This is a genomic window from Paraburkholderia saeva (assembly GCF_907164555.1).
GTDB classification, from domain to species: Bacteria; Pseudomonadota; Gammaproteobacteria; order Burkholderiales; family Burkholderiaceae; genus Paraburkholderia; species Paraburkholderia saeva.
The window spans coordinates 314,358-341,085 of sequence record NZ_CAJQZC010000001.1; the positions used below are offsets into that span (position 1 = coordinate 314,358).

General features: G+C 55.2%; 22 protein-coding genes. 16 read left to right on the forward strand and 6 right to left on the reverse strand.

The window, feature by feature from the left end; all coding sequences use genetic code 11:
* Positions 1-39: 39 nt before the first annotated feature.
* From LPA36_RS01425 to LPA36_RS01470, 10 genes are all read left to right on the forward strand, one after another.
* Positions 40-858: a hypothetical protein gene (locus LPA36_RS01425; RefSeq protein ID WP_228874359.1), complete on the forward strand. Its 819-nt coding sequence runs from the start codon at positions 40-42 to the stop codon at positions 856-858.
* Positions 855-1,331, forward strand: a complete 477-nt coding sequence (locus LPA36_RS01430) for a hypothetical protein (RefSeq protein WP_228874360.1) — start codon at positions 855-857, stop codon at positions 1,329-1,331. Before LPA36_RS01425 ends, LPA36_RS01430 begins: the two co-directional genes overlap by 4 nt.
* Before the next feature lie 111 nt (positions 1,332-1,442).
* Positions 1,443-2,645, forward strand: a complete 1,203-nt coding sequence (locus tag LPA36_RS01435; protein ID WP_228874361.1) for a phospholipase D family protein — start codon at positions 1,443-1,445, stop codon at positions 2,643-2,645.
* 1,099 nt (positions 2,646-3,744) lie between these two features.
* Complete coding sequence (locus LPA36_RS01440) at positions 3,745-4,080, forward strand: hypothetical protein (RefSeq protein WP_228874362.1); 336 nt, start codon at positions 3,745-3,747, stop codon at positions 4,078-4,080.
* A gap of 50 nt (positions 4,081-4,130) precedes the next feature.
* A complete protein-coding gene (locus LPA36_RS01445) occupies positions 4,131-4,583 on the forward strand; it encodes a hypothetical protein (RefSeq protein ID WP_228874363.1) in 453 nt (150 codons plus the stop codon).
* 903 nt (positions 4,584-5,486) lie between these two features.
* A complete protein-coding gene (locus LPA36_RS01450) occupies positions 5,487-6,554 on the forward strand; it encodes a ComEC/Rec2 family competence protein (protein WP_228874364.1) in 1,068 nt (355 codons plus the stop codon).
* On the forward strand, positions 6,551-7,858 hold the full coding sequence (locus tag LPA36_RS01455; protein WP_228874365.1) for an ABC-three component system protein: 1,308 nt from the start codon (positions 6,551-6,553) through the stop codon (positions 7,856-7,858). Before LPA36_RS01450 ends, LPA36_RS01455 begins: the two co-directional genes overlap by 4 nt.
* Positions 7,839-8,402 carry an ABC-three component system middle component 1 gene (locus tag LPA36_RS01460; protein ID WP_228874366.1) on the forward strand — a complete coding sequence of 188 codons (564 nt, stop codon included), beginning with the start codon at positions 7,839-7,841 and terminating at the stop codon, positions 8,400-8,402. Before LPA36_RS01455 ends, LPA36_RS01460 begins: the two co-directional genes overlap by 20 nt.
* A complete protein-coding gene (locus LPA36_RS01465) occupies positions 8,399-11,539 on the forward strand; it encodes a hypothetical protein (RefSeq protein ID WP_228874367.1) in 3,141 nt (1,046 codons plus the stop codon). The genes LPA36_RS01460 and LPA36_RS01465 overlap by 4 nt, the downstream gene beginning before the upstream one ends.
* 519 nt (positions 11,540-12,058) lie before the next feature.
* Complete coding sequence (locus LPA36_RS01470; RefSeq protein WP_228874368.1) at positions 12,059-12,352, forward strand: hypothetical protein; 294 nt, start codon at positions 12,059-12,061, stop codon at positions 12,350-12,352.
* On the opposite strand, the gene LPA36_RS01475 is transcribed toward LPA36_RS01470, so the two are convergent.
* On the reverse strand, positions 12,349-12,588 hold the full coding sequence (locus LPA36_RS01475) for a hypothetical protein (protein WP_228874369.1): 240 nt from the start codon (positions 12,586-12,588) through the stop codon (positions 12,349-12,351). The two genes, LPA36_RS01470 and LPA36_RS01475, sit on opposite strands and share 4 nt — an antisense overlap.
* Positions 12,589-13,489: 901 nt before the next feature.
* Positions 13,490-14,884, reverse strand: a complete 1,395-nt coding sequence (gene dcm / locus LPA36_RS01485) for a DNA (cytosine-5-)-methyltransferase (RefSeq protein ID WP_228874371.1) — start codon at positions 14,882-14,884, stop codon at positions 13,490-13,492.
* A gap of 360 nt (positions 14,885-15,244) precedes the next feature.
* Between dcm and LPA36_RS01490 the strand changes: the two genes are divergently transcribed.
* Positions 15,245-15,928 carry a hypothetical protein gene (locus LPA36_RS01490; protein WP_228874372.1) on the forward strand — a complete coding sequence of 228 codons (684 nt, stop codon included), beginning with the start codon at positions 15,245-15,247 and terminating at the stop codon, positions 15,926-15,928.
* A 129-nt stretch (positions 15,929-16,057) separates the two neighbouring features.
* Entirely contained in the window at positions 16,058-16,684 is a 627-nt protein-coding gene (locus LPA36_RS01495) for a hypothetical protein (RefSeq protein WP_228874373.1), read from the forward strand.
* A 95-nt stretch (positions 16,685-16,779) separates the two neighbouring features.
* Here LPA36_RS01495 and LPA36_RS01500 read toward each other — a convergent pair whose 3' ends face one another.
* Positions 16,780-17,955 carry a DNA cytosine methyltransferase gene (locus LPA36_RS01500; RefSeq protein WP_228874374.1) on the reverse strand — a complete coding sequence of 392 codons (1,176 nt, stop codon included), beginning with the start codon at positions 17,953-17,955 and terminating at the stop codon, positions 16,780-16,782.
* A 521-nt stretch (positions 17,956-18,476) separates the two neighbouring features.
* Here LPA36_RS01500 and LPA36_RS01505 point away from each other — a divergent pair.
* Together LPA36_RS01505 and trfA are read left to right on the forward strand one after the other, a co-directional pair.
* Positions 18,477-18,725: a hypothetical protein gene (locus LPA36_RS01505; RefSeq protein ID WP_228874375.1), complete on the forward strand. Its 249-nt coding sequence runs from the start codon at positions 18,477-18,479 to the stop codon at positions 18,723-18,725.
* The gene (gene trfA / locus LPA36_RS01510) at positions 18,722-19,594 is read left to right on the forward strand and encodes a plasmid replication initiator TrfA (RefSeq protein WP_228874376.1); all 873 of its coding nucleotides are present in this window, start codon (positions 18,722-18,724) and stop codon (positions 19,592-19,594) included. Before LPA36_RS01505 ends, trfA begins: the two co-directional genes overlap by 4 nt.
* Before the next feature lie 364 nt (positions 19,595-19,958).
* On the opposite strand, the gene LPA36_RS01515 is transcribed toward trfA, so the two are convergent.
* Positions 19,959-20,561, reverse strand: a complete 603-nt coding sequence (locus tag LPA36_RS01515; protein ID WP_228874377.1) for a hypothetical protein — start codon at positions 20,559-20,561, stop codon at positions 19,959-19,961.
* On the reverse strand, positions 20,558-21,184 hold the full coding sequence (locus tag LPA36_RS01520; RefSeq protein WP_228874378.1) for a helix-turn-helix domain-containing protein: 627 nt from the start codon (positions 21,182-21,184) through the stop codon (positions 20,558-20,560). Before LPA36_RS01520 ends, LPA36_RS01515 begins: the two co-directional genes overlap by 4 nt.
* A gap of 212 nt (positions 21,185-21,396) precedes the next feature.
* Here LPA36_RS01520 and LPA36_RS01525 point away from each other — a divergent pair, with 212 nt between their 5' ends.
* Positions 21,397-23,067, forward strand: a complete 1,671-nt coding sequence (locus tag LPA36_RS01525) for a recombinase family protein (RefSeq protein WP_228874379.1) — start codon at positions 21,397-21,399, stop codon at positions 23,065-23,067.
* Positions 23,068-23,539: 472 nt separating this feature from the next.
* Here the strand turns inward: LPA36_RS01525 and LPA36_RS01530 are convergent, their stop codons facing one another.
* Positions 23,540-23,995, reverse strand: coding sequence for an MFS transporter (locus LPA36_RS01530; protein ID WP_228874380.1), 456 nt, complete (start codon positions 23,993-23,995; stop codon positions 23,540-23,542).
* A gap of 648 nt (positions 23,996-24,643) precedes the next feature.
* Between LPA36_RS01530 and LPA36_RS01540 the strand changes: the two genes are divergently transcribed.
* A complete protein-coding gene (locus tag LPA36_RS01540; RefSeq protein WP_228874382.1) occupies positions 24,644-26,272 on the forward strand; it encodes an electron transfer flavoprotein-ubiquinone oxidoreductase in 1,629 nt (542 codons plus the stop codon).
* Positions 26,273-26,728: the final 456 nt, after the last annotated feature.

Here is a 26,728-nt window from a genome sequence, read left to right on the forward strand (position 1 = left end):
CGGGTAATCAAGATGGGGACGTTAGACCAAGAACGTCTGATGGATGCCATCTCGAATGCTGCGACGATCGCGGTGGGTAAGGCACGCTGGACTATTACCAACGTTCTAGACAAACGAGGCGAGAACTCTCCATTTATTTTTGGGCGACTCTCGAAATTCTCCGATGAAGGGCATGTAAAGCTAGTTGATACCAAGAATCGACACGAAATTGATGCCATCGCACAGAATCTTCTTATTGCAAGCGCCAATTTTGTATATCTTCCGAAATATTCGGGTTTGGCATACATGCACGTCTGGAATCACGTTGAGGCGGATGTTTTTGCGCGTAGATTCAAGGAAATTATCGAGGCAACGTACGAAAATTTCTTTGTCGGGTGTTCCGTTGAGGCGGTATCGGATTACCGTACATTTGGTGTAAAGCTGCAAGGACTTGAGCGTATCCGCGAGCTATCGGCACGAGTTCATCCTCCCAATCCGCTTTTTGGCCGTTTGTGGGGGTCTCTTAATAACTACGTGGCGCAACGAAATGCATCCGAGGTTATTTTAAAAGAGACTCAGGATTCTGGAGCAGGGCTGGTGACAAAAATTGCGGAGCTGGTAACTCGCATTTTGGAAAATTCCAATTACCAACCCGACTTCGATGTCGCAATTGGTGATGCGGCTGTACTGATGGCGGCAGATGGGTATGGCTCAGGTCGAGTTGTTGGGGAGCAAGATGGTGAGGAAGTCACTATCCGTACATCGGATGCCCAGAAAACCTTCCTATTCTCGAAAGAGCCCGTGCCTAATGACTTGGCTGAAGAGGCTGAAAAGCATTTTCGTCGAACAAGCTCAGAACGGGATATGAGGCATCCATGAGGATAATATTGGAGATCGCGCGGACATTTTTTATTTCTCTAGAATTCCCATTAGTGATTGCCGGAGTTGCGATTCAGTGTGCCCTAGGAAAGAGGATCGATCATCTCTTGTCAGGGGTTAACATCTCTGATGATCTATTCAAGTGGGCGATCGCTATACCTAGTGCTCTTTTGTGCTGGTCGTTAGTGTCAGGCCGGAAACTGCTGTTCCCAGAGAAAGATAAAAGCAGTATCTTGCAAAAATGGCAGGATTACTGGAGATTGAAGGTGTGCTTCCATGCCGCACTGGCATGGAACTTGATTTTTATGCTTATTTCCATATATGCATGGATGGGCGACTGGAAGCATCCATCATCGTTCCATGTTGTTTCTCTTGTAATATCAATTGCCGGGTCTGCGATTTGTACCTTTAGTATCTATAATGCACAGACCCGCGTGGAGGAGGAAGTTTCGCAGTATGCGGGAAAATCGTGATTCGCAATAAGACCTATCATTTCTAGTGCGAGGTAGTCAGAGAGCGATCGTTTTTTCTCGGTGTGTGGCTGGCGCTACCGGACCGACATGATAGGAAAATAAGAGGATCGGATGAGACTCATTAGCACGAGTGCGGAACTAAGTAAGCAACTGAAACGGCTTGTAGGGAAGTATCCCTGCATCGCTATTGCAACGGCTTGGGCGTCGGGAGAAACTGAGGTCTTCAAGTCACTGGTGCGAAACGAAGAGCGGATTGTCCAAGCCGTCATTGGCACGCACTTCTACCAAACGCATCCTGACGTTCTCGATCAATTCGTGGGGTCGCAGAAGGTGAGATTCATGCTGCAACCTGACGGAGTGTTTCACCCCAAGGTTTATCTCTTCTGGAGCGATGATGCTTGGGAGGTTGTCATTGGTAGTCCGAATCTTACTGTAGGAGCCTTGACGAAGAATACAGAGCTATCGGTTCTCGTCAGTAGCAGTGACGGCCAACCCACACTGAAGCAGGAAATAGCTGAGGTCATTTCCCAGTATTGGTGTGAGGCCCAGACGGTTCATCAGAGTGAGGCTGACAGCTATCGTAAGTTGTGGAGGCTCAAAGCGCGTGACTTGAAAAAGGTCGCGGACATCTTCGGCGACAGGGCGACATCGAAACCAGCAGTGCAGTCCAAAGTGATGTCAATGGAGTGGGAGGATTATTTGGCTGAAGTCAAGAAGGACAAATATCACGGATTCAAGGATCGGCTTGCCTTGCTTAAGGAGATTCGGGAATATTTCCAGACTTACAGCCACTTCAACGATATGGACCTTGGAGTACGAAAAGGGATTGCTGGGCTTCCCAGTAAAGTGAAGGCCATCGAGAATTGGGCATGGTTTGGCAGCATGAAAGGGGCAGGCACTTTCGCAGGTCAAATTAATGCTGGGAACGAAGCTTACTCGCGAGCCCTGGATGAGATTCCGCTGGAGGGGGAAATCAGCAAGGGGCATTACGATGCCTATATCGGGCACTATTTGGCGGCATATACGGGCGGTGGTCATGGTCTTGCAACGGCTACCAGACTGCTTGCAATGAAACGGCCTGACATCTTTCTGTGCGTTGACGCCCAGAACAAGCGAAAGCTTGCGGAGGACGTTGGCCTTGAGAAGTCCGATCAGCTTGACTACGAACGGTACTGGGAAGAAGTGGTTCTTCGCATCATGGAGTCGCCGTGGTGGCAGTCCCCTGAGCCTTCTGACCGTCTAGGACGGGAAGCTTGGCATGCTCGCGCGGCTATGTTGGATGCCATCTTCTACGAAGGGAAGCAGACGGTATAAGCAACAAGGATAGTCTTCGACTAGACCCAGCTTTGACCAGAGTAAAGGTTTTTGAATCAGGCGCAGCTTTCGAGCTTGGCCGTGTAAGCGCGCAGCAGACAACCGATTTGCACAGCACGCAAGTCCAATCGGGGTTCAGCCCGGGTCCGCACGGGAGAAGTGGGCATCAGCGTGCGGCTTATTTTCCTCGAAGAGGGGAAAATTGGGGAGGTGCCGTATGCAGCTCAATGGATCGAGATTGATTCGTGCCGACCTGAAATGCCTACACGGTGCCTACATTTGATCGTAAACGAGAAAAGGGTTACATGCACATGGCATGTAACCCTTTGATTTCTTTGGTAGGCCGTACGGGATTCGAACCTGTGACCAACGGATTAAAAGTGCGAATCAGGGTACATCGTTGCGTACCTATTCTACCAAAAATCAATGACTTGGCGCAACTGGACCGCAGTCGCCCGCAGTCGGAAGCAGTCGTTCGTAGCCCTGTCTGCCTCCCAATCTGCCTCCGGATTCCGCCGACTCTCGCCCGTCGAGCGGGCAGCCGGACGGCAATCCAAGGCGCGTCGGAATGAGCGCGCGCTCACGCTGTATCGCGCGAGATGGCCGAGTAGTCAAAACCGGCACGCGCCGATTGCTCTTCGACCTTTTGTAACAGTTGACCAGACCCAGCATTGACTTCGGCTTCGTCAGTGGGGAACGCAAACCGTCGCATTGGTCGCCCAGCGAACGGCCGCTCGACAGCGAGACCGAGGACCGTAGTCGGACCCATTGCGGCTCTTCGCGATGAACTGGCCGGATGGCTGTTGGCCAGCTACAACGGGCGTTCGATCGTCTGGTCTTCCTGGGGGCGACGGCCAAATCATTGCTGGCGGCCGCGACGAAAGACCGGTTCTGGCAGCGTGAAAGCGTGCGAGTGGCAACGCTTGAGATCACGCGATCGAAAAGTTGATTTCAACTCTCGCCACGACGTCTCTCAAAACGGCCGCACGATTGTAAGCACTGCACTTCGATGGCACCAGGTCCAAGTTTTTTGACCGCTACAAGTGTTAGGACTATGATGATTCGATAAATCAATCCGTCATTGCCAATGAATCTGCTCATGTCAGACGATCCGCGAGTCTTGACGGCTGCACGAAGCAAAAAAAATAGCGTTCGCCGGTTCGCCACTGATGTGGTCATTATTTCCCTGGAGTATGGGATCGTTGCATTAGCAGCGATTGCCTTGGAGTTTTTTTCGCGGGGACTTGTTGCGATACATTGGCTTGAACCAGTTACTCTGAAGCAATTACTTAATGCACATGGGTGGCGCGAACTCGCTTTACTGGTAGGGGACGCGTTCCCGTTTTGCTGTCTGAAGGCGGTAGAAGGCGCAATATTGCTAGCGGATCTCGCTGTGATCATAAAAAAGCTCGCTCGGCACCTAAGCGAAACTTGAGCTTCTGTAATGCTGAGATTGTGAAGGCAGTCACAAGTAACGGAGGGGCGATGCAGTTATCTCAACTTATTGACATTACCCGCGTCATCGGGAGCGTGCCGCGCGAGGCGGCTACGTCGTATGATGGTCATCAAAAATTGGTCCTGCCCGCCGACTACTTCAAGGTTCGGGCGGCTGCGTCGTCCGCATGGTATCTGGGATCATTGGCAACATCCCTGATTATTTTCATGTTCCTGTTCATCGCTTCAGTTGCCATGCTGCATACCGCTAACTGGCTCATAGAGGTGAAAGCAGGGAGCGCGGCGTCGCTGCGACTCTTTGGGGGCTTCGCGTATGCAATGCTTGCGATAGACATCACGTTCTTCATCATTTTCACGATATCTTCAACAAAACGACGCATTCTGGCGGATCAATTGTCAGACCAACGACTTGCCGATTTGACAGAGAGCGATAGAGAAGCAAGAGCAAAGCACCACTCTTCGTCAAAAGCTGCGCGCACCTGACGCTTGAAACAGGGAAATCAGACTTTTTCATCGCCACCACTTAGTGATTCCGAGGGCGCTCCGTCTCCATGATCATCCTCGACTTCTCGGGCGCGACGAGTTGACCTCTCGCTCGTCTCGTGCCTTCCGCGCCGTACAACAACCACACCGTACGTCTTGATCTCGACGAAGACACGTCGCATCCGCTCCAGAAGGCGTGACGGCGGATGGGCGCGCGAGAAGGAACTCGCGAGGCAGCCGGCTGACGCTCAAAGTGGGGAGTTTTTGTGCGCTACAGATTTGCTACAGCGATAATAGCAATCCTTATCTGACAGGCCTTGCGCTTGTCATTCGACCCCCTGAACTATCGCCGCCTGGGGAGAGCCGTCAAAGTGACTTTGAACGGCATAGTTCGACCCACAACTGCCTCTCGACCCAACGTGAGGCCTATGGCCGGTTGAAAACTGAAAGGGCCATTGCGCGGCATATCGGCCGGCAAGTCGTCAGCCTTTGCTGACATTGACGGTGCTCGCGTCCAAGGTCGGCAGCTTGGCGTATAGCGAATCTTGTCAGCGTTTGTGGTGTCGGATCCCGCTGATTGAATCAGCAAATTCGCCGTTACGACCACCTCGGCCATCCGGTTTCCGACGGTGCGGAGCCCTTGATAAGCTGTAGCGGCTCTACGGCGGCATGTTCGACCTTTGCCCCCTGTACGATGCATGAATCTTCAGCGCACTGATCCAGCGTGGCGGCTGAAGTACGTTATGGTCGCTTTCATGGACCCCCAATGCGTCGATGGCCTCTCTTGTCGCCGGTGTCAGAGATTACTTTGTCGCCAGATAGGTCGGGTAGACCAAGATATAATCGTAAGGCACACGCGATCTTCTGACACGGTCGCCGAAGATAACGTTACCTGAGCTATTGATGACTCTAAAAGTAAGCTTCCTGAGAGCGGCACACGGCGATGCGATTGTCATTGAGACATGCGTCGGCACCGAAACGTTCCGGATCTTGATTGACGGCGGCCCGTCAGAGTGTTACGAGCGTCGCCAAGGTGGGAAGAGAACAGCGGGCCCGTTGCAAGAGGTGTTGGAGGATCTGCGACAGAGAGGCGAGCGATTCGACCTCACGATTGTGACCCATGTCGATGACGATCATATCGGCGGCCTATTGAAGGCTTGCCGGCACGATAAGTACCGTTCAGTCATGGCGAATGACGTCTGGTTCAACTCGGGAAAATTAATTGCCCGAGCCTTCAACACGCAGGTACCTGACGGATCGGACATCTGGATAGACGATCCTGAAGACCGACTTACGAGCATTGCTCAGGGCGTAGAGTTCGACACCCTCTTGGATGGACACTGTACCTCGCGTCGGCAAGTAAGGTTCGTAGATGGCCGCGAGATCTCGTTCAAGCACGGCAAGATATTTATCCTTTCCCCGACGGAGCAGCAGCTAACCAGGTTGCTTTCCAAGTGGGAGACGGAGGAAACTGATTCGCTCACTTCTGGCGTGGCAAGAGACTACCACCTATCGCTTTCCGAATTGCTGGTCAACGACAAGTTCGTCGAAGACACTTCTGTACATAATGCAAGCTCGATAGCGGTACTCATCGAAACGCAGGGACATCGAGTCTTACTTCTCGGAGACGCGCTCCCATCGACAGTCTGCGAGACGCTTCGAGACCATTTAGGCGTATCGTCAGAGAACCCACTAGAAGTCTCTGTGTGCAAGCTATCGCACCATGGCAGCAAAGCGAACACAAGCGAGGAACTGCTTTCGTTAATTCGATGCGAGAAATTCGTTGTTTCGACCAATGGCATGCGTCATGCCTTGCCGAGCAAAACCACCCTCGCCAGAATCAATGAATTGCAACCGAATAGCGAGATACTGTTCAATTACGGGGCAGTCAGAGACGACGTCTTTCCAAATTTGGAGGAGCGTGTTGCCTGCGGGAACATAAAAGCGCTCACAGGAGACTTGACACTGTGAGCGCGCTTGGACCAGAAGAGATATATCAGCGGGCGGTGATGGTCAACGATGGGTCTGGCGTGCTGGTGACAGCGCTCAGCGCCGACCACTCGTACGTTCTGACAGCGCGCCATAATCTGCTTAAAGAGCGGACTAATGTCGCGTCGCTCATGGAGCCGAACGAGACTGTCGTGAAATTGCGGGATGGCACCGAGATTGAAGTCAGGCAGCTTATCGTTTCCCCAATGCTCGATATTGCAGTGATCGTGGTGGTCAGTCAGACGCTGGAACCTACGGCGACATCGACGTCGGTCGAGATGGAGCAATCGATGTGGTTGGTCGGATTTCCGGAAATTCGACGCAATTTGAACGACCCGCTCCGGCTCTTCACAGGGCAGATAGAGAGCTTCGGCGCGATGTCGATCGATGTCTCGACAAAGAGCTTTGCGCCAGTTGATGAAGTTCGAGGGGTCTCAGGCGGTGGCGTGTATATCAAGGCCGCAAAGCGCTGGATTCTCGTCGCGGTCGAGTGCGAGATGGAAGGTCGGCTTCAAGAGGGACACAACTGGTTGCGTTGCATCGGAATACCTGCGTTCGACGACTTGATCAGAGAGCATGGATTCCCTCCGATCTTGCCGCCCTTCTTGCTGTCGTTTTCTCGGCTTGCGGATGCAGCATTTCCGCTACCAGGCTTCGAATGCCCGGCAACGCTGCAACGTCTGCGAACGGTCCTTCTTAGCGTTATTCGAACGAACCTCGCTACTGACTCTCCGACCCCCAATGGAATCCTGAGCGCCTTTGGGAAGAGGCTGTTAGTTCAAGAGGATCCCGAATGCAGCCTGCTTGACAGGAAGCTTTGGATTTCGTGGCTAGAGTACCTGACCCTGTCTGTATTGCTCGACAGGCCACAAGTTGTCGATGCGGACTATATCGAGACACTACGTTCACGACGTCGATTTCTATACAGTGGCTCCGACGGCGAGTGGACAGCGTTCGTCGAACGGATCATCCAATCTGACCTTGGTGATCTTGCTGATGACGGCTTGGTGCTCGTTAGCAATCGGATCGAAGGGTCGCCTGCCAAAACCAGGTCAATCAGAGACCTATCCAGAGTGGTGCCGGATATCGGTCTTCCCCTGAGTGGGGCGTTAGACATCGGCATTCCACGTAAACCAATCGGCAAGGTGAAACTTTTCCATCTTGATGGCCTTCACATGGATTGTATTGTTCGGCAAGAAGAACTTTACGACAATAAACTCGGACTTGATGAACATATCGTCTTGCAGTTGCTAGCGGAGGCCTATCGTGCATCTATTGCTCAATGATCTAAATCTCGGTTTTCTGAAAAACATCGCGTCGGATGTCGATTTTGCATTCTTCCATTCAGATGACGCGAGGCATTTCATCAGTTGCTTTGTCGCTCGCTTTTCGGACAATGAAACCTGCGCAAAACATTGGCGATTGATCAACAACGAAATCGCCGTTGAATTTCAATCATCGTTGCAAGACGAATTTTCGTCTTGGAACATCTACCTCGCCTTGGTGACACCGTCAGCGATGGACAAGCACCTGAAGTACCGCATTGAGAACGATCGGTTCGCGCTCAGAAAGCTGGTACTAGCAGGGCCGACGTTCGCCTCGGAGTCTGACGCTGTCGTGCGAGAGGCGCTGGAGAATTCGATACTAGGACAAGATCTTAAGCTTTCGGATGTGGGGGACGGACTGTATGACCAGCTTGAGAACTCGAATCGATTTCGTGACTTTCTCTCGACCTCCTCGCAACTTCCTCTCGATGGAAAAGAGCGTTCGTCCGAAGTTCGGCGCCGTCGCATCAACGAACTTCTCGAGCGTCTAGGATCTCTCTCATGAAGATCAAAAAAGTCATCATTGAAGGTTTCCGCGCATATGAAACGAAGAGTGATGGGACCTTTGACTTCACAACTCCGTTGGGCGACCCTGCACGATTTGTTTCCATCTATGCCCCGAACGGCTTCGGTAAAACATCTTTTTACGATGCCGTAGAGTGGGCGCTTACGAACAACATCGAACGGTTCGTTCGCGATTACACTCGCGTTGAAAACGATAATATCTCTCGAGCTCAGAATCAGGAGAGTCGTCGTCAACACATCTTGCGAAATCGTGCGATCCCAGAGTCTGCGCCTTCACGAGTGACCGTCACAGGAATCGGATTCGGCGATGTCATTAAAGATGTGCCGAAGGCGCGCGCTGGTAGCCGAGACTATCTCTTCAAACGCGAAGCACCGGTGCGCGGAATGGAGGAAGTCGCTGGCATCTTCCTGTCCCAAGAGGCCATCGACGGATTCCTTCGAGAGGAGAAACCTGACGCGCGCTATGACCGGTTTATGCAAAACTTCGGAGATAGTGATGATACCTATCGCGCCAATCTCGTTGCCCTTAGGCGCGAATTGACAATCCTGCTCAAGGGTATGTCCGAGGAGCAGCGAAGATACGAAGAAGTTCTCGCAAAACAGACCGACACCGGGATCTTCGAGAGTGTTAATCGGACTATTCAGAGTCTGGTCGATCGTGGTGAGCGCATTGAATCGGTATCAGAGAGCTTTGATGCGGACAGCGAGCGCAATCTTCGCAATCTGATTACGCAACGGCTGCACGAACTGAACAATAGTAGCGCGGACCTGGAGCGGTTTCTGGTCGCCTTGCAGGCAGCGCTCGTCGAGTTGCCTGTTGTAGCGGGTTCCATGGCTACGAGAGGGGCAGCAATCAAGGCATTGTCCGAACTCGAGAAACGGCGTCATGCTGTGATTCGCTACGCCAAGCTCAAAGAGAAAGTCGCGCATTGGACTGAGTCCGTTGAACGAGCACACGCGGACACGACAAGGCATCAGACCTTGTCGAGCAAAGTGCCCTCTTTCGAAGAGCTGCTTAGTCAAATTGCTCAAATCACTACACGAGAGCAAGAGTCGGAGGCGCAGCTTCAAGTCAAGAAAGCGGAGCTTGAAAGCTGGGAACTCCGCATCGCAACATGCAAGACGTCGTTGCAGGATTTGGACCTCAATGCGAATGCGCTAGTGGCTCTGCGAGAGCGGGCCCCCGAAATATATCGTGATCTCGACGAAGGGCGCGCTGTTATCAACGAAAGACAGGCTCAAAGGGACAACCGCCAACAACGTCTTGATGTGCTAACCGCGAAGCGTGATTTGGAGAAGAGCAATCTCGAAAGCCTGATTGGCCTAGAGATCACCGAAGAATCAATCAACGCAGTTGACTTGACCATCATTTCGGAAGAGGGCGTTTCTGTACTTCCTCTCCGGCAAGCTGTTCTTGAGAAAGCCCGACGAGCTGAGCTTCTTGTGGCGGCGGGAAAGGCCCTCGCAGCCTTCGATGCTCAAAAAGACCAATTTGCGACCTTGGTGTCACTCGGCTGCGAGATCCTAGCGAAGACGCCCTCGAATCAATGTCCGCTGTGTACGAAAGAACACGCGAGCCCCGACGACCTGTTGCACAACATTCTGGGCAATCATTTACTCAATCAACTGGAAGCAGCCGCGCTCCAGAAGCAGAATGACGCGCAGGCAGCCTTCGACGAGTCATGTCAGCAAGTCATCGTCTTAATCGAGGAATGGAACCGGAGAAAAGATAAGGCAGTACTTGACTTCCGGGCTCGCGTCTTACAGACCGAACGGGAGTTGCACGCGCTCACATTAGAAATAAAGTCGCTCGACCGCGACATTCAAGCTGCGGCCCCTCGCGTACAGACTTCAGCTCAGCTCGTGCTGAATCTCAGCGCAGAGCAACTTGGCCAAAAGTTAGCAGAAGATCTTCGTCAGGTTTCCGAGCGTCGTGCGAAGGAACAGTCGGACCTCTCTCGTTCGGAGGATGAGGCCCAACTCCGCAGAGACGCGGTGAAACTGCTGAATCAAGCGATTGATGAGGCGAGGGCAAAGGCCGACCAAGCTAAGGGTAGCGAGGTATATAAGGAATCGATGGCCGTTTGTTCGTCAAGTGCCCTCGATCCCGCACAACTAAGACAGCACGTGGCTCAGATGCTGGAAGAGAGCCAGGCTAAAGCAGCAGCTGCTTTGCAGCAGTTGAAGGACGCGCGAGATCAGTTAGAGAAGGTGGAGGTCACGGTGCCTAACCCGCGCACGGAAGACTTGGCCTCCTTAGAGCGCGAGGAACAATCGAACCAACGCTCACGGCTTGAAGCGGATGCGGAAATTTCTACGTTCGTATCGAAGATCGGCTCGCATCTGCCAAGGTACGATTCGTCGTGGCTGCCTGAAAGAATCGTGGAAGGCATTAATTCCGCAAACGCGATGTATGCGCAACAGAAAGAGACAACAACAGGGTTGGCTAGGCAATATGTGCTGCTAGGCGAACAATTGGAGCTCGTGCTCCCCTATGTCGAATCGATTGGAGCGCGGAAGCAACTCGACAAGCTTCTAACTGAGAAGGCTGAGCATGAGGCTCTCAGCGCTAAAGTTGATGCCGAATACGCGCACATCATCCAAAGGTTGGATTCGAGAATCAGTAGCTTCTTTTTTACTGATTTAATCAATTCGATATACAGGAAGATCGATCCACACCCGGACTTCAAAGAGGTTCGCTTCACATGCGAGTTCCCAGAAGGGGAAAAACCGCGTCTCCACGTCCTAGTTTCGGACGAGGCCGGCGACTGCATCGCACCTAACCTTTACTTCAGTGCAGCTCAGGTAAACATCCTTAGCCTAAGCATTTTTCTGGCACGCGCTCTTCATGTGAAGGCGCATGGAGAGCCAGTTGGATGCATCTTCATTGATGATCCAATTCATTCTATGGATTCAATTAACGTATTGGCTACGATAGACCTGTTGCGTACTATCTCCAAAAAATTTGACCGTCAGATCATCTTATCGACGCACGATAGGAGCTTCTTCGAACTGCTCAAGCGAAAGATTCCCGAATATCACTATGAGTCAAAGTTCCTTGAATTGGAGACGTTTGGGCGGATAAAGGCGCGAACGGGTGAAACGGATCCTTCATAGCAGCTCGACAGCATGAAGACGAAATGCGAAATCTCCTGGAGGGCAATGCATACCGAACAATTCCGCGTGACATGCAACGAAGGCAAGCTGCCGTCCGGCTGCTCAGTGCCGCCAACGTCAGCAGCCAGCCATATTGCTGCCGTCGCACCCAGCCCGCCCGTTGTCGGCTTTGGCCGACAACTACGCACTGAGCATCGGGCGGGTTCGGAATAGACCGGTCGTTCAAACGACCACCGCATGACTCGGGCGAACGGCAGAAAGTGGCCGAACAGCGACGATTGTCCAGAAGCCTGGCCGCGTGGTCGATCAAACCCGCAGCGTTTGCGTCGATCCACGACTCGCTATTTTCGCGCTCCGAACGCCCGAAAAGCCGTCTCGACTGCGGGCCGGGCCCAAGCCCGCGTCAAAACACAGCCGAGATTTTGATCGAATATCAAGCCGAAACGCTCATGCACGCCGAAACTCGGTATAGTTCGAAAGCTCGGGCATTTCGGTTGCCCTATTTTGACGGATGTCGATATGATTCCAATCGCAATCGGTGCAGCATCCACTCTACTCAGCGGCGTGAGCAGCGCCATTGGTTCCGGGCTGTCGAAGCTGACAGGCCAAAGCTCAACGAGCGAATCGAGCCAGTCGAGTTTTGCGGCACATCTGAAGACGGCAACGTCACAGAGCAGCCTCGGCAAGAGCGAGCATCACCATCACGCGCACGGCGCGTTGAGCGCATTGGCGAATTCTTCGCCATCGCAGTCACAAACTACTACCGGTTCCAGTACGACAGCGGTCGGCTCAATCATCAATATCGGCGCCTAAAAGGCCAGCCGCATCAATACGGAATCATCGAGCCATCCCGTGCCGAACAGATGGCGCTTCGATGCAAGCCACTGCTTCCATTGTGCCGAGCCTTCGGGAAGGTAGGCCGATACGTTGACGTTGGCGTTCGCCTCTGAGCGACCCGGGAGTGTGAATTCACAGATGCGGGATGCTGCGGTCGGGTTGCTCAATCCCGCCATAGTCAGCAATCCGCCATATTGCTGACGTAGAACCAAGCCGGCCTCAACGTCAATGGCGGCGGATGAACTGCATCGACTGTGGCAGCTATCGTTGATAGCTTCAGCGTCCTGCCGACGCTCGGCTGTCCAACCGCGACATCACGTGAACGTCTCTTGGTGGCCGATCGGCGACGAAAAGATGTGAAGCGTTTTTCAGAACCCGGGGTTCGATCCAGGGCATCTCCGGATCGAAGCAGGCAAGATCTGCGTTGCCACTCACTGCTCCGAACCGAGTACAGAGCCTTGCCGTCCGGCCACTGCGCAAACCTGTAGAAACGACATCTGCGCGGTCGATCTCCGCACTCGAGCGCCATGCGGAACAGCAACGGGGAAACGGGTCAACCGAAGACCGAATGGGCCCCATCCGCATGCTCTTGCAGCCGCATTTGAGCCCGACATCTGGCAATTCAACGAACCGAGGCCACCATGGAAAGCCGATTTGCCGAGCGCTCCCTTCAGGTCCTATCCCGGTAACTCGTAATACTAAGGTGCTTTTTTTGTGCAAGCACTCATGTGTTGCCTGAGTGAGGCTGGCATCGAGACTGTCGCCGTTGTACCGTGAATGTCAAATCTCATACACTCATACTTGTTCAAAGTCGTCTAAATCTGCCGGTAGCACCGGATCGAGGACGGATAGAATCGGAACCTATCCGTCTCATACCGCGTGCAAGGTGATCCGTGGAATACCGCGTCAGTTACGAACATAGGCTCAAATCTGCACCTGACGAGTACATTGTCCACGTTCCATCGCAGATGGTGGTTGACGCTCCTGCGTCGATTCCGCGCGCTCTGCTGCCAGAGTACATCGCGAACTTAATCCGGGACCGGTCGCCGGACGTCGGGCGTATCCGGCACCTGCGTATCCTCTAACAACGGTCGACGGCCGGAATCTGGTCCGTTAGCAGTATTCGCCAACGTGCGCATGGTGGTCGTGGAATTCCATGCGATCCAGCGACGGCCTCAACCTCATCTCCGATTGATGAGCATCGTGAAGTGCTGTACCGATGCGTGCGACCAGGCCGGTAACCAAGGCGTTGCCCATCAGAAACGCTCGCTTTGAGTCCGTGACCTTGGGATGCTCGGTGAACCCCCGTGGAAATCCGTTTAGCTCTTCGAGCTCTTCGGGAACCAGTCGACGCAATCGCCCATTCGTCGCGCGAATAGCATGTCGAGTCCGGGATGCAGACATTCCGCCTTCCGAGGTAATGATAGTACGCGCTGGTTTGCTGAGCGGGTCGGGAAAGGCCATCGCTCCTTCTGTGTAGTTGTATCTGAACCCGTCTTTCAGTCTGGGAAGGCACTTCGCGCCCTTGGCCAATTGCCAGGCTTGTTCGGCCTCGCCGCTGATATAGAACCTGTCGTGTACATCTGTCGTCCGGTTGACGATATCTCCCAGCGTCAGGGCTCGGGCTGTACCGGTAAAGGGCGTGTAGTCGCCGCATATGCTGGCGTCGACCGCCGCGCTGAAGACGTGGCCGTTGAACATGAAGCCCGCATTTGCGAAGGGCGATTTGCCATTCGGTAGCGGTCGAAACGTTGACTGCGCCATGAACGGGTCTATCGGTACATTGAAGCACTCTCTTTCCGCTTCGGCACGGTCGCGAGGGGTTGCCGGAAAAGCTTTTCCCAAGATGCCTCCTGAGACCCAGCGGCCAGGATCCACATACTCAGTAGCTACATTGCCGTTATAAAGCCCCGTCGTTTCGTGATACGCGACGATGAACACGCGCTTACGTTTCTGAGGAAGCCCATAGTCGGCGGCGTTGATCACGCGCCACTCAACCGCGTAACCCAGCCGATTCAAAGTAGACAGGACGATAGCGAAGTCTCTGCCTTTAGCCGAGGCTGGAGACGATAGGAGGCGGTCTACGTTTTCGAGGACAACGTATTTAACCGGCGCGCTGTCCGCAATGCGCTGATGCAAGAGCTTCACTATCGACCACCACAAGACCCCCTTGTTGCCTTCGATGCCTTTTGATTGCGAGATTGGCTTAGCGACCGAGTAGTCCTGGCAAGGAAAGCCGCCTACAACAACATCAGGCGCAGCGTCGCGTATCGCCTGTTGGCCGGCACGTGTGGCCAACACCTCGTTGATGTCTTGGTTTAGGTGGACCGAGTCCGGCCAATGTTGGTTGTAAATGAGACTGGCGTGCTGAATCTTCTGTGAAGGCTCAAACTGATTGCTGAGGGTGACGCGAAAAGGCTGCCCGGGCACGGATTCGAGGCCGAGCCGGAATCCGCCCACGCCGGCAAAAAGTTCGATGACATTGAGAGTGGCATTTTGTTGCTCCATTTTGTTTCCTTTGGTGGTTGCAGGAAACAAGTGGAGAAACGTGTTTTATCCGGTTTTGCAGATTTTTTGAAATTTAATTATTTATATTAAAAAAGTTTACGCGCTCTCAAATAATGGAGGCGCAATGCGGACGTGAGGCTTAGGGCGGTGGCCCGCGAGATATTATGGTTGCGGGTGGGCCCCTGGCGGTCTGCCGGTGCTTGGTTGCCTGGGGTAATGCTATTTATAAAACTGGATAAATATTTAAATGTATAAAAATAGAAGTGAGGCTATTGAATTTATACGTTGATTTATGCGACATTATTAATTAATCTTCTTTTTGTTCCCGGAATCGGGCTAATAAAAAGGAGATTTTTTCAAATGAAAAGCGACTCAAGTATTTATCAACCGGCGCAGGACTCTTCTATCCGATTGGGTCTCATCGCTTCCGCGAGCGAATACAGCGGGACCAGTCCACGCTTGAAGGGGCCTGTCCTTGAACAGATGGTCGAATTCGACCCAGGCAAGTATGCGAAGGCCCGTCGCGCCGTGTTCGATGCGTTCGTCATTGGCGGTCCACAGATGCCGATGATTTTGTTTGCGCTCTGCATTGAGGACGTGTTGCTGAACTGGCTGGCGGACCCAACGGAGCCGGAGGTGTGGCGCGCGATTGACACTTGGAATCGTCAGGGCGCCGTGCCGGTGGCGCTGAGTCGTGGAGACACGCACACGTTCGTCATTCCGCTGTTGGAAAAGCTTGGTGACCCCGTCAATCAGCTCCGGCGTCTCAACAACAAACCGGCGACGGACGCGTTCGTCACGCAGGCGATTGAGGTTTGCAAGCTGGGAATGCTCGACGGTTACGAACATCCATATGCACCCGCACCGGCTCACAGGAATTCATGTGTGCTCCATACGCGCCGGGTCGACCGAGCGCTCAAGCGGCTGGGGTACGAGATTGCATATCCTTCGAGCGGCTCGGGGGCGACTGTTTTCCATGCACGCAGAACGGAACTGTCTGCGGTGCCGGCTGATGCCAGGCGTGCGATCCGCACCGTGCACTAACTTCTGTTAAACGCTTGCGCGCGCCGGTCGTCCATTTTTTGGGTAGCCGCGCGCGGGCGAATGGTGTGCTGTCATTTCGGTGCCTATACGTATTGCGCCATCCCGGCGCGTCTATATAGGACACGAACAATGCTAGAGAAACCGACAAGATATTGCGATGCGCTGCTAACACCCGCGCGCGTGATGCGTCCGGAGGACGTTATGGAGGCTATTGGCGGGCAGCAGCGGAAAGGAGCGGGGCTCGCAGGATGGTTTTTGTGCGGAGATGTTTCTGCACCTATGTTTGCCGCCATCGCCAAAGAGCCAGCAGCGCGCGACCTTAACGTGGCAGCCTTTAGCGGCGACCGGGCGGGCAACTACGTGGTGTTCACCCAGCAGCTTGGCATGTTCCAGCACCGGTTTTTGCTTCCGCTGTTTGAGCCACCGGTTCCTGAGTTCCTTGCCTCTTTGCGGATGGCCCCTATGCAGGTAGCGATGGGCGATGCGGGGGAGGAAACGGCGGCCGTTTCTGCGGCGCATCTCCCGTGGGAGATGATTGCACCGGTCGAAAAACTGGTTCAGTCTGCCTTCGACGTAGACGGAGAGGAAGTCATCCTGGGTGTGCCGAGCATCATTAGCAAGGTGTGCACTATCACGACGTTTCCGGCGTTGCTCGGGCAACCGCCCGTGAGGGACCTGAGCGTGTCGGTGATGCTGCCGACACGTATGCTTGAATGCGTCGAGACGAGTTTGCGTGACGAAGGCACACTCCAATAGTTCTGAGACGTTTTCACTTTTTTCCAAGTAAAAAAGCGTTCTGTGCGCTCAATAACGTTGATTAAGATGGTCCGCTTGCGCGGACCATCGTTTTTTTACACCGGGAGATTGAGGCAGTCGTTGAGCCAGAGTCCGGTAACCGTCGCGACGGGCACTGGCAATGCGTTACCGAGTTGGCGCATGCCCTGCGACCACGAGCCTTCTACGACGAAATTGTCGGGTAAGCCTTGTAGTCGCGCAGCGTCGCGCACTGTGAATTGCCAGCAAGCGCCTTTGTCATCAATGAACATGTTCTCGCCACCGGGAACACCGTGGACGCCCGCTTTGAGGGCCTTAGATGGCAAATCGAGTTGGCTGCCCGTATGACCAGGATACTGACGCGCAGCGCGGCGAACGGTGCAATCCTCAAAGCGAGCGGCCGGCGCCGCCGTACCATTGTTAGCCAAGGCGTCGCGGCAGGTGCGCCACGCCGCTCCGGCGGGGCGAGTGTTGCCTTTAAGCAGCCGTTTGTAAATAGATACCTCCTCCTTCGGAACAAACGAGGCGTCGGGTCGCACTAATCCATGTCGCTCCCAGTACTCGCCGGAAACCCACTTGTCCCATACGAGTCGCTCATGGTTGTGTGTCGGGGCTGGAAATTTCAGCAGGTTGCCGCAGTCTTCTCGTATGCCAGCGATGAGTACGCGCCGCAGGTTCTGAGCCACTCCGTAGTCGGCCGCGTTCAGCGGTACGACAGTGACCTTGTAATGCATATCTTCTTGAATACTGCAGGGTTGCTCTAGTCGTGCGACCAACCTGTCGAGGTACTGACTGAACGAGGGACGCAGCAGGCCCGGAGTGCTCTCGAAAACAAACGCTCTTGGCAACGCCTCCGAAACGGCGCGAATGGCCTCAGGCCACAAGTCCCGGTGGTCATGCTGACCGGCGCCCAAACCACCACCAGAAAACGGTTGTGACGGTGGACCGCCTGCAATTAGGTCGATACCTGCGTACGCTTGCCAGTCGACATGGCGGACATCGGTCTGCGTAATTGATAAACGGTCCGATTTGCCGAACGCGGTCCGGTTTGCAGATAGTGTCCGGCATGCGTATGCGTCGACGTCGACCATCACCGGGTGAATGAAGCCCGCCTGCTGCAGGCCCAAGGCCATTGCACCGCATCCAGCGAAGAGTTCAACGCATTCTAGTGGACGAGTGGATGTTTCGGCATTGCTGTTGATGCCGGACAGCGACGACTGAAGAGCGTTGACAGTATGTTGCGAGGTGGTCATATTCACGGACTCCATAAGTGGGTGAGTCTCGTGTAGGCGCCGGTTTTATCCGGCCAGCGAATTTTTTTCGCTTACCGATTGGATGTTGAAAAATTGCCGGGTCAGATTCCTGACCGATTAGCAATCTACTGCGGGTTATATCCGTGCCGTTAGAGCGCCTCCTGTCTCAAGCCACCTGCTCTGCCGGTGGCATCAAATGGGCAAACGCCGGATATGCCGCTGGTCGTTGACGTCGGATTTATGAACGCGCTTTTCGATTGCAGCAACGGCAGGATCGCTCCACGTAGCGAAACGTCCAGCGTCTTTTCGGAGCACGGCCCCTCGATGCCATAGAACGAGGCCGGTTAGGCCCGATAAACTGCGTAGCTGTATCTGTTATTCCAACCCAAGGAGCAACAGATGCAAATAGCTAACCCGCTTGTCGGTGTGCCACTTTTCTCCGCGAGATGCGGACATGTACCGCGTATACCGCGTCGGTCTATCCATGCGAACAACTCCAGTATGTCGAGTGGAGGTGGTCGATGAGGGGCTACCGCAACGCGGGACTGGTCAAGATTTACGCAATCGTCGAGGCCGATGCGACCCACCCAATGCGTTATCTGTTGGAGAAACCCGGGCCCGATGGTTCGCCTTGGACGCTGGACCCGTCGAAGGCCAGAAGATTTGGGGGGTTCGAGGGATTCGACTTTCTCGGTCGGGCACTCGAACGCGGCCTTGAACTGGCGATGCTGCCTCTCGACGGTGATGTCGATGGCGGAGAAGGGCAATGAGCGACCTTCTCCTTGATGCGCTAGTCGCGGAGCGTGACCGCGACGGTGGAGAGTCGGCTGCACCAGGTCCGCAGATCTGGCAGCTACCCTATCCGCTTGTGCCATACCATCCGGAAAGTGCGCCCATCATTCCGAACGAACTGGTGCGCTGTGCGCTGTTTCGTGTCGCCGACCCGGCGTCGCCACGACGGTCGTTTTCTCGACACCGGTTACCGATCCAAGCTGCGAGGAACGGCTATATGGAGTACTCGGGTGAAGAGTTGCGTCAGGACGACCGGCGGGTGTTCATGCATGCCCTTTCTCTCGAAGGCGATATGCCCGGTACCGCGACCTTCAGGCCACGGCGATTCTGTAGGGACATCGGCTGGGGCACATCTAACGCGGCCTATGAAAAACTCATTGATACGCTCACACGGCTCAAGGCGACATGTCTTCTCATGTTCGTTCCGCGCATTGCACGCCAAGGAGCGGCCGTGTCCCTGATTGCCCGTCTGGAATTCGTGCCGGACTCGAAGGAAATCCGAGTGTATTTCGACCGGGAGATCGCGGAGCTGTTTAGCGACCAGCACTACACGCGAATACTGCGCGTCTATGAGGACCAACTGACCCGACGTTCGTATCTCGCGTCCTGGCTGCTGGGGTTTTATGCGTCACACCGCGAGCCCATAGCATTCCCTCTCGACAGATTGCAGAGTCTCTGCGGGGACGTGACGCCGCGCAAGGAGTTCAGGCGCAAAGCAACTCTTGCGCTACAACAACTCGTCGAGGTGAAGTTCCTGGAGTCGTTCTCGCTTACCGATGGGACGGTCAGTTGCCGCCGCGCAATTACGCCACCCGAATCGCGCAGTTGCCCCACCGGAATCGCGTAAATGTCCCACCCGAATCGCGCGATCAGCCCACCGATAGGACTAACGGAAGCCCGCCTGGCGGGTCTTCGGAAGAGAAAATTCACACGTAACCTATAACCTCTTAACCATTAACCAGGCGGAGACTTCCCTCAATGGACGAGTTTTTCCGATGTGCCGCCCTTTCGTTGGCCAAGGCTGCGCCTTAAGTGGCTATCAGGGAAGACGGCTAACCGTTTGCCTCCGGGTGGGGCAATTGCGCAAAGCCCTATGTGCGCGGTGCTTGATCTTTCGCGACTGACTGGAGGTGCAGCCGCCAACTTCGTCCTAGATTGATCATCCGTGGACTCTGTAATAGAAAAGGCGCGAGCATCGCTCGCGCCTTGAATCAAAGAATGGCCTCGAAATCGCCAGGCTTCAAAAACAGCGAAGTGTCCTTAACAAAGACCACGCTTATGCAGCTCGCAGGCTTCTCGTCGAACACGATAAACGTCGTGTTCTGTAACAACGTGCAGCAGGCCGACACCTTCTCGTTCCAGGCATCCTCGGTGGAGAACGCTACAGCTCCGGCACACGTTTCCAGTAGCCGACCGCATGCGTCGGGCTCGATAGCGAGCAGGGTCGAGTGTACCCAGCTCTCATCGCGCGTATGTAGTCCAACCAGCAATTCGCCACTCGCAGTCGCTTCCTGAAGGTATTGCCTTACGTGCGGTTCCGACAGGTTCAGCACCACTCTGGTCTGGCAGGTTCCAATCTGCAGTGTGATAGCGAAGAGAAACATTCCACCGCCCGAGCGCAGCGTACTCAGTCTCGATTGTCCTAATGCGTGGGTGGCCTCGAATGCGCGCCGCATTTCCTCAGGAACCTCGACGAGCAGCGCGCTTCTTTCGGACGATTCTGTTCCGCATATACGCTCGATTGAGGACCAGTGAGCCGAAGGAACGATGTAGCCCGGACGCAGTCCACGCTGCCTGAGCAAGGTCGAATTCATTGGACCTCCAGTACCGTTGGAACGATGCCCGTTGCCGATTGCCGCTGGGCAACTCGTTGGCGCGGCTTGACTTCGTTGTCGAAAACCAGCGCGGCTTCCATCGTGTCGCGCAGCCGACGGGTGAGCGAAATGCCCGGTGTTAGGTCAAGACCCGTTGCCTCGCGATAGCACTCGATAACGAAGACCTTCATCTCACGACTGGCCGAGAGGATATTGCCCGGCACCGAGGCGCCGAAAGCCCCATCGTCCCGGATGAACTGCATTACCTGGTCTAGACGGCCGTCGATAGAACTGGATGGCATGACAAAATCGTCTGCCCGAACCTGCTCTGCCAGGATTTTGACGATGATGGGCAGTACTCCGAGGTATCGCGCTACTGCGTCGACAAACTTCTGCGAAACGTTGCTCGCGCATCGTGTGTCGTTTCTCAGTTGCGAGAGGTAACCCGGTGTACATCCAAGCTCATTAGCAAGTGCAGCAAGCGAATGGTCGCGATAGTTTGCTTGTTGGAACAACGCCGCAAGCAGTCTTGAACCTGGCTTCTGCAACTGCTCGGTGTCGAGCGTGAGCTTTTGCCGGCGCGCACTGCGACCGGCATGTCCTTCTTCGTGCTTCATGTTCATTTGTTGTCCTCGAACGTTTCGGCCAGATCCGGCCGTGAGCGGGTCGCTCAAAACGTATAGCAATCGCTCACACCAGTCCCGCTCAAGCATTCGCTATACGTTTTGCTGAGGCATAACGAGGACACCTAGATGGCAATACCAAGACCGATTTCGGAACTAATCGACCTGTTGGTCGAGCTCGCCGCAGCAACCTACCAGTCAAAGGGAGAGATATGCGGCCAGCAGGAATCTACGCACGATATTCAGACGATGAAAGCCGGTCGACATCAATCGACGACCAGGTTAGAAGGGCGCGGCAAACAGCGGCGCAGTTAGGTTTTACGGTCAGCGACGAGCACGTTTTTGTCGACGCAGCGGTGACCGGGCAACAAAAGGGCTTGGCGAAGCGTGTCGCGTATGCGCGATTCATCAGCGCCTGGGAGGCGGGAGAGTTTGAGGCCATTGTGGTCGATGAAATATCCCGGCTCGCGCGCTCGACGCTTGAGTTCGCTCATCTCGAGCAACGCATCGAACGGACCCGCGTGCGCGTCGTCAGTTGCGACGGCACCGATAGCTCGATACCTGGATGGCAGTTGCAGTTTGGCATCTCGGGTCTCATCGCCGCCCACTTTGTGCGCGAAACCAGCCACCGGGTTAAGCGGGGTATGCAGGGGCAACTGATACGCGGATTTATGATTGCCAAGGCGGCGTACGGATATAGGGCGGTCAGGCAGGGTGAGCGCGAAAACGAAGGAGGAACAGTCTGGGAAATTGACGAGCCGACGGCAGACCGGGTGAGAGAGATGTTTGCGATGCGATACAAAGGTAGCTCGCTCAATGCCATCGCAGAACACCTGAACCGTGAAAGCGTTGCCTGTCCTCGCCCATCGAAACATGATGGCGCGGGGTACTGGCGGCCGGCGACGGTAAGGCAGGTTCTTACCAATACCATTTATCGCGGCGTTTTCGTATATGGAGGCAGTAGCTTTACGAAGGCAAAGGCTAAAAAGGAGAAGCAGAACGTTACGGAGATTGAGTATGCCCGTCCGGAGTTGCGGCTCGTGGATGACCATGTCTGGTACGCGTGCAATCTCGGTTCATCGTCACAGGCATTCCGGGGAGGGGGCCGGCGCCCATTCGCCGGGCTGGTGACCTGTGGTTTCTGTCTCGGGAGAATGAGTGTCGCAGGGGGAGGCTCTGCGCCTCAACTCTACTGCGCAGCGTGTGCGCAGAGACGTCGAGTTGCCGTTGAAAATGCGCCGGAGCGTGTGGATTATGTTTCAGTGAAGGCGTTAGAACATGCACTGACACATCTGCTGCGATGCATGTTTGACGATAAACGCGTTAAGGAATTCCGCAGCCGGCTGAAAGCGCGACTGGACGGGGGGCACGAGACTCGAATTACTGAACTAAATCTCGAAGTGGCGCGTGCAGACAGGCAACTCGAAAGTTTGGCCCAGCGCATGCGTCGTTTGGAGGCGGATGGAGAGGATTTCCTTGAACAGGCGTATCGCGAACAACGCGATGAGAAGAAGCGGCTGGCTGATGAACTGGCAAGGCTCAAGGCGTATGCAGCCTCGCTCGATGTCGGGAATCTGGAGCGCCAGTTGGCAGTCGAGCCTCTCGACATCATTCCAGCACTGTTTGGGCGAGATGCGGCGGTTGAACAGGTGAGGGCGGTTCTTTCACGGGTATTCCCGAAAATCGTGCTTTCTGACCGTCCTCAAAAGTTTGTGTCGGTTTGGACCGTAACGACGTGCGAAGGTGCGGTTTTGGCGAACCTGTCCGGGACGCCGCCGGTAATTAAGGAAGAAGTCGAGTATGTCGTTCGAGTCGAGACGGGTCCGACGCGGCCAACATCCTGGCGTGTGTTGGTGGAGGGCAGCAGAGGAAAAGATAGTTAGTGATTTTGCGGGGCTTTCGCGCCCCGCTTCTTTTCGACGCGTCTACTTCTGTCGGTGACGTGCTTATATATTGTTCACATATCTGTGCGGCTTTTGAATGAGGGTCCAATGTGCGCTCACAGCTAGCTGATGAGGTTCTGGGTATCCAGTACAGGCCATCAGTGATGCGTTCGGCACGATCCACCTACGGTGCCTCGACGGGTGCCGGAATTAGCGTGATAGACCGACATGACACCCACGCTGACATCTGGATCTCGCCTGGGTTTGCTGCGAGAACGTTGCCGTAGTGGGCGTTCACGGTGTGGGTTTTTCTACGCGAATTCCGATCCCGGGTCGTGATTCGGATCGTAGGGATGCAAACTGTGAAGATCAAAGCGACCCATTGGTCTTGATGGGGCCCGTTCCTTTTCCGGCTCAACCATCACGCCGTGACCTGCATGAGTACATCGTCGCGGCATGACCTTGCCGTCCGTCAGCGCAGCGCGACGCGTGTGATCATCAGCAGCAACACGGCGCCGAGAGCAAAGAGTGTCGCAAACACATGGAGGCCTGTCGTCATGGTGCCTGTGGTCGTGACCAGCCAGCCGATCGTCGCGGGGCTGATGAAGCCGCCTAGCAACCCGAGGCTACTGATCGTCGCGATGGCGATCGCCGCGCCATCTGATCCGGACAGATACGCTGTTGGTATCGTCCAGAACAGCGGCAAGGTCGAGAAAATTCCCGCCGCTGCGACGCAGAGCAGTGTGAACGACAGCCCCATGCTGGCCGAAGCATGAGGCAGCGCTGTCAACGCCGCTGCACCAATCAGCGCCGCGATGGCGGTGTGCCAGCGGCGCTCGCCGGTTCGGTCGGCATGGATTGCCACCACGATCATCGTGGCCATAAACAGCATTCGGAATGGCGGCATAGAGGCCGATGCTGGCCACATCCCCCCCAACGTGAGGGGGGGGCGGCGCGGATGAACTCTTCTACCCTAGTTACCGGCGGAGCATATCGCGACAGGCGTGCAGTTGGCGGCCTTGTGCGCGCTTTGTCCGGGCGGTCGCAACATGTAATTTCGTATTCTGGCGGTTCTGGGGAAGTAAATGGGCACCGTAGACAGGTCGTTACGCTTTCAGGTCGAGAAGTGGTTAGGTTCAGCGTCATCCTCGCAAACTCGCGTAACGCGGTTCAGTCGATCCAGGCAAAACCCATGGCGTTGCGTGCGTGTGGAAGCGCTGCGCACGTCCGGCACGCTCTCAATTGTCTTCTTTCGCCATGACGACGGCTCGTGGCGCGTCTTCCCTCCGCAGGGCCACCGACCGACGATGAACGTCGCGCAAGGCATGGCTTCGTAGGCGGGCGCTGAACCCGGCGTGCAGCAGGCGTCCGTTGCGGCGCCCGCTTTGCATGCCGCTGCGCCTGAACTGCACCCTTAATCACCCGCAATGCGCTATCGGTTTTCTGCCGTCGAGCGTTCGCTTGTGTGCGGCACGAGGTGCGTAAAAACGCGAAGTATTCGCTATAAAAATGGAGACGTAGTTCTGTGTGTATCCCGACAATCTTGACGGATGATTTCGCGCCCACGCGCGAATCAATGGAGTACGACGTGGTGATCGTTGGCGGCGGCCCGGCTGGCTTGTCCGCAGCGATCCGCCTGAAGCAGCTCGCGGCGGAGAAAGGCGTCGAGCTGGGCGTGTGCGTGCTGGAAAAAGGCTCGGAGATCGGGGCGCATATCCTGTCGGGCGCGGTGATGGATCCGCGTGCGATCACCGAACTCATTCCCGACTGGAAAGAAAAAGGCGCGCCGCTCACGGTGGACGTGACCGAAGACAAATTCCTGTTCCTGACCGAAACCGGCGCGAGGAATGTGCCCACCTGGGCGTTGCCGGATAACTTCAAGAATCACGGTAATTACGTCGTGAGTCTCGCCAACGTGACGCGCTGGCTGGGTCAGCAGGCCGAGGCGCTTGGCGTGGAAATCTTCCCGGGCTTTCCGGCTGCGGAGATTCTCTACAACGACGACGGTTCCGTTAAAGGCGTCGCCACCGGCAATCTGGGCATCGGCAAGGACGACCAGCCAACCGAGAACTTCCAGCTCGGCATGGAATTGCACGCGAAGTACACGCTCTTCTGCGAAGGCGCGCGTGGGCATCTGGGCCGCCAGTTGAGCGACAGGTTCAGGCTGCGCGACGGCGTCGATCCGCAGGTCTACGGTATTGGCATAAAGGAACTGTGGGAAATCGACCCTTCGAAGCACAAGCAGGGTCTGGTGATGCACACCGCCGGCTGGCCGCTCGAGAGCGATACCTACGGCGGCTCATTCCTCTATCACATGGACAACAACCAGGTGATGGTGGGGTTCGTCGTGGGTCTCGGCTATTCGAATCCGTACCTGTCGCCGTTCGAGGAATTCCAGCGCTATAAAACGCATCCGGCGATCCGCTCGGTGCTCGAAGGCGGCAAGCGCGTGTCGTACGGCGCGCGGGCGATTACCGCAGGCGGCCTGATGTCACTGCCGAAGCTCGTATTCCCGGGTGGTGCATTGGTCGGCGACGACGCGGGCTTCCTGAACGCATCGCGTATCAAGGGCTCGCACGCGGCGATCAAGACCGGCATGCTGGCTGCCGACGCCGCGTTTGAAGCCGTGCAGGCAGGCCGCACGAGCGACGTGCTCACGGCATACCCGGAAGCGTTCAAGACCTCGTGGCTGCACACGGAACTGCATCGTGCACGCAACTTCAAGCAGTGGATGAGCAAGGGCCTGTACCTCGGCACGCTGATGGTCGGCATCGAACAGAAGCTGCTGGGCGGCAATGTGCCGTGGACGCTGCATCATCAGCATTCGGATCACGAGATGCTGAAACCGGCTTCGCAATGCAAGCCGATCGTGTATCCGAAGCCTGATGGCAAGCTGACATTTGATCGGTTGTCTTCGGTGTTCATCTCGAACACGAATCACGAAGAGAACCAGCCAGCTCATTTGACGCTCAAGGACGCAAGCATTCCCATCAAGGTCAATCTGCGCACGTACGCAGGACCGGAAGCGAGGTTCTGTCCAGCGGGCGTCTACGAGTTCGTCAAAGACGAGCATGACGGCGATCGCCTGCAGATCAACGCGCAGAACTGCGTGCACTGCAAGACGTGCGATATCAAGGACCCGACGCAGAACATCGTGTGGGTGACGCCGGAAGGTGGCGGCGGTCCGAATTATCCGAACATGTAATGAAAGCTGCATGGCGATTTGCCCGGTCGAAATTCCGGGCGAGTTGCAAGCTAAGTGAATTGTTTTGGTCCGTTCAGTCCAGTCAAAAACCTGGCACGACGCATGTCCGCTTAATGGTTGAAAACTCCGCACCGTGCGTGCGGCTAGCGGGTTCTGAACGAACCCGCTAGCTGTTCAACGAAATCCGCCGTCAGTTGATCGCCATCTCGTCCGGGAGTTATGCCCTCTAATTCCGGCTGATATTGCTGATTTCACACCTGCCTTTGACAAAGGAGCGTCAGCACGTTGATGGCTCGTCTCTTCGATATGTTGAAAACAGAACGGGGCGCGCACTCTGACTTTCCGACCTGCCATCAGGAGTGCACGCGCCGGGAACACAGAAGACCTCTACAAGCGTGAGGCCCGATCCGGCAATCCACTGCAGAACCCCGCCGCCCTTTGAATGCTGGACCATTG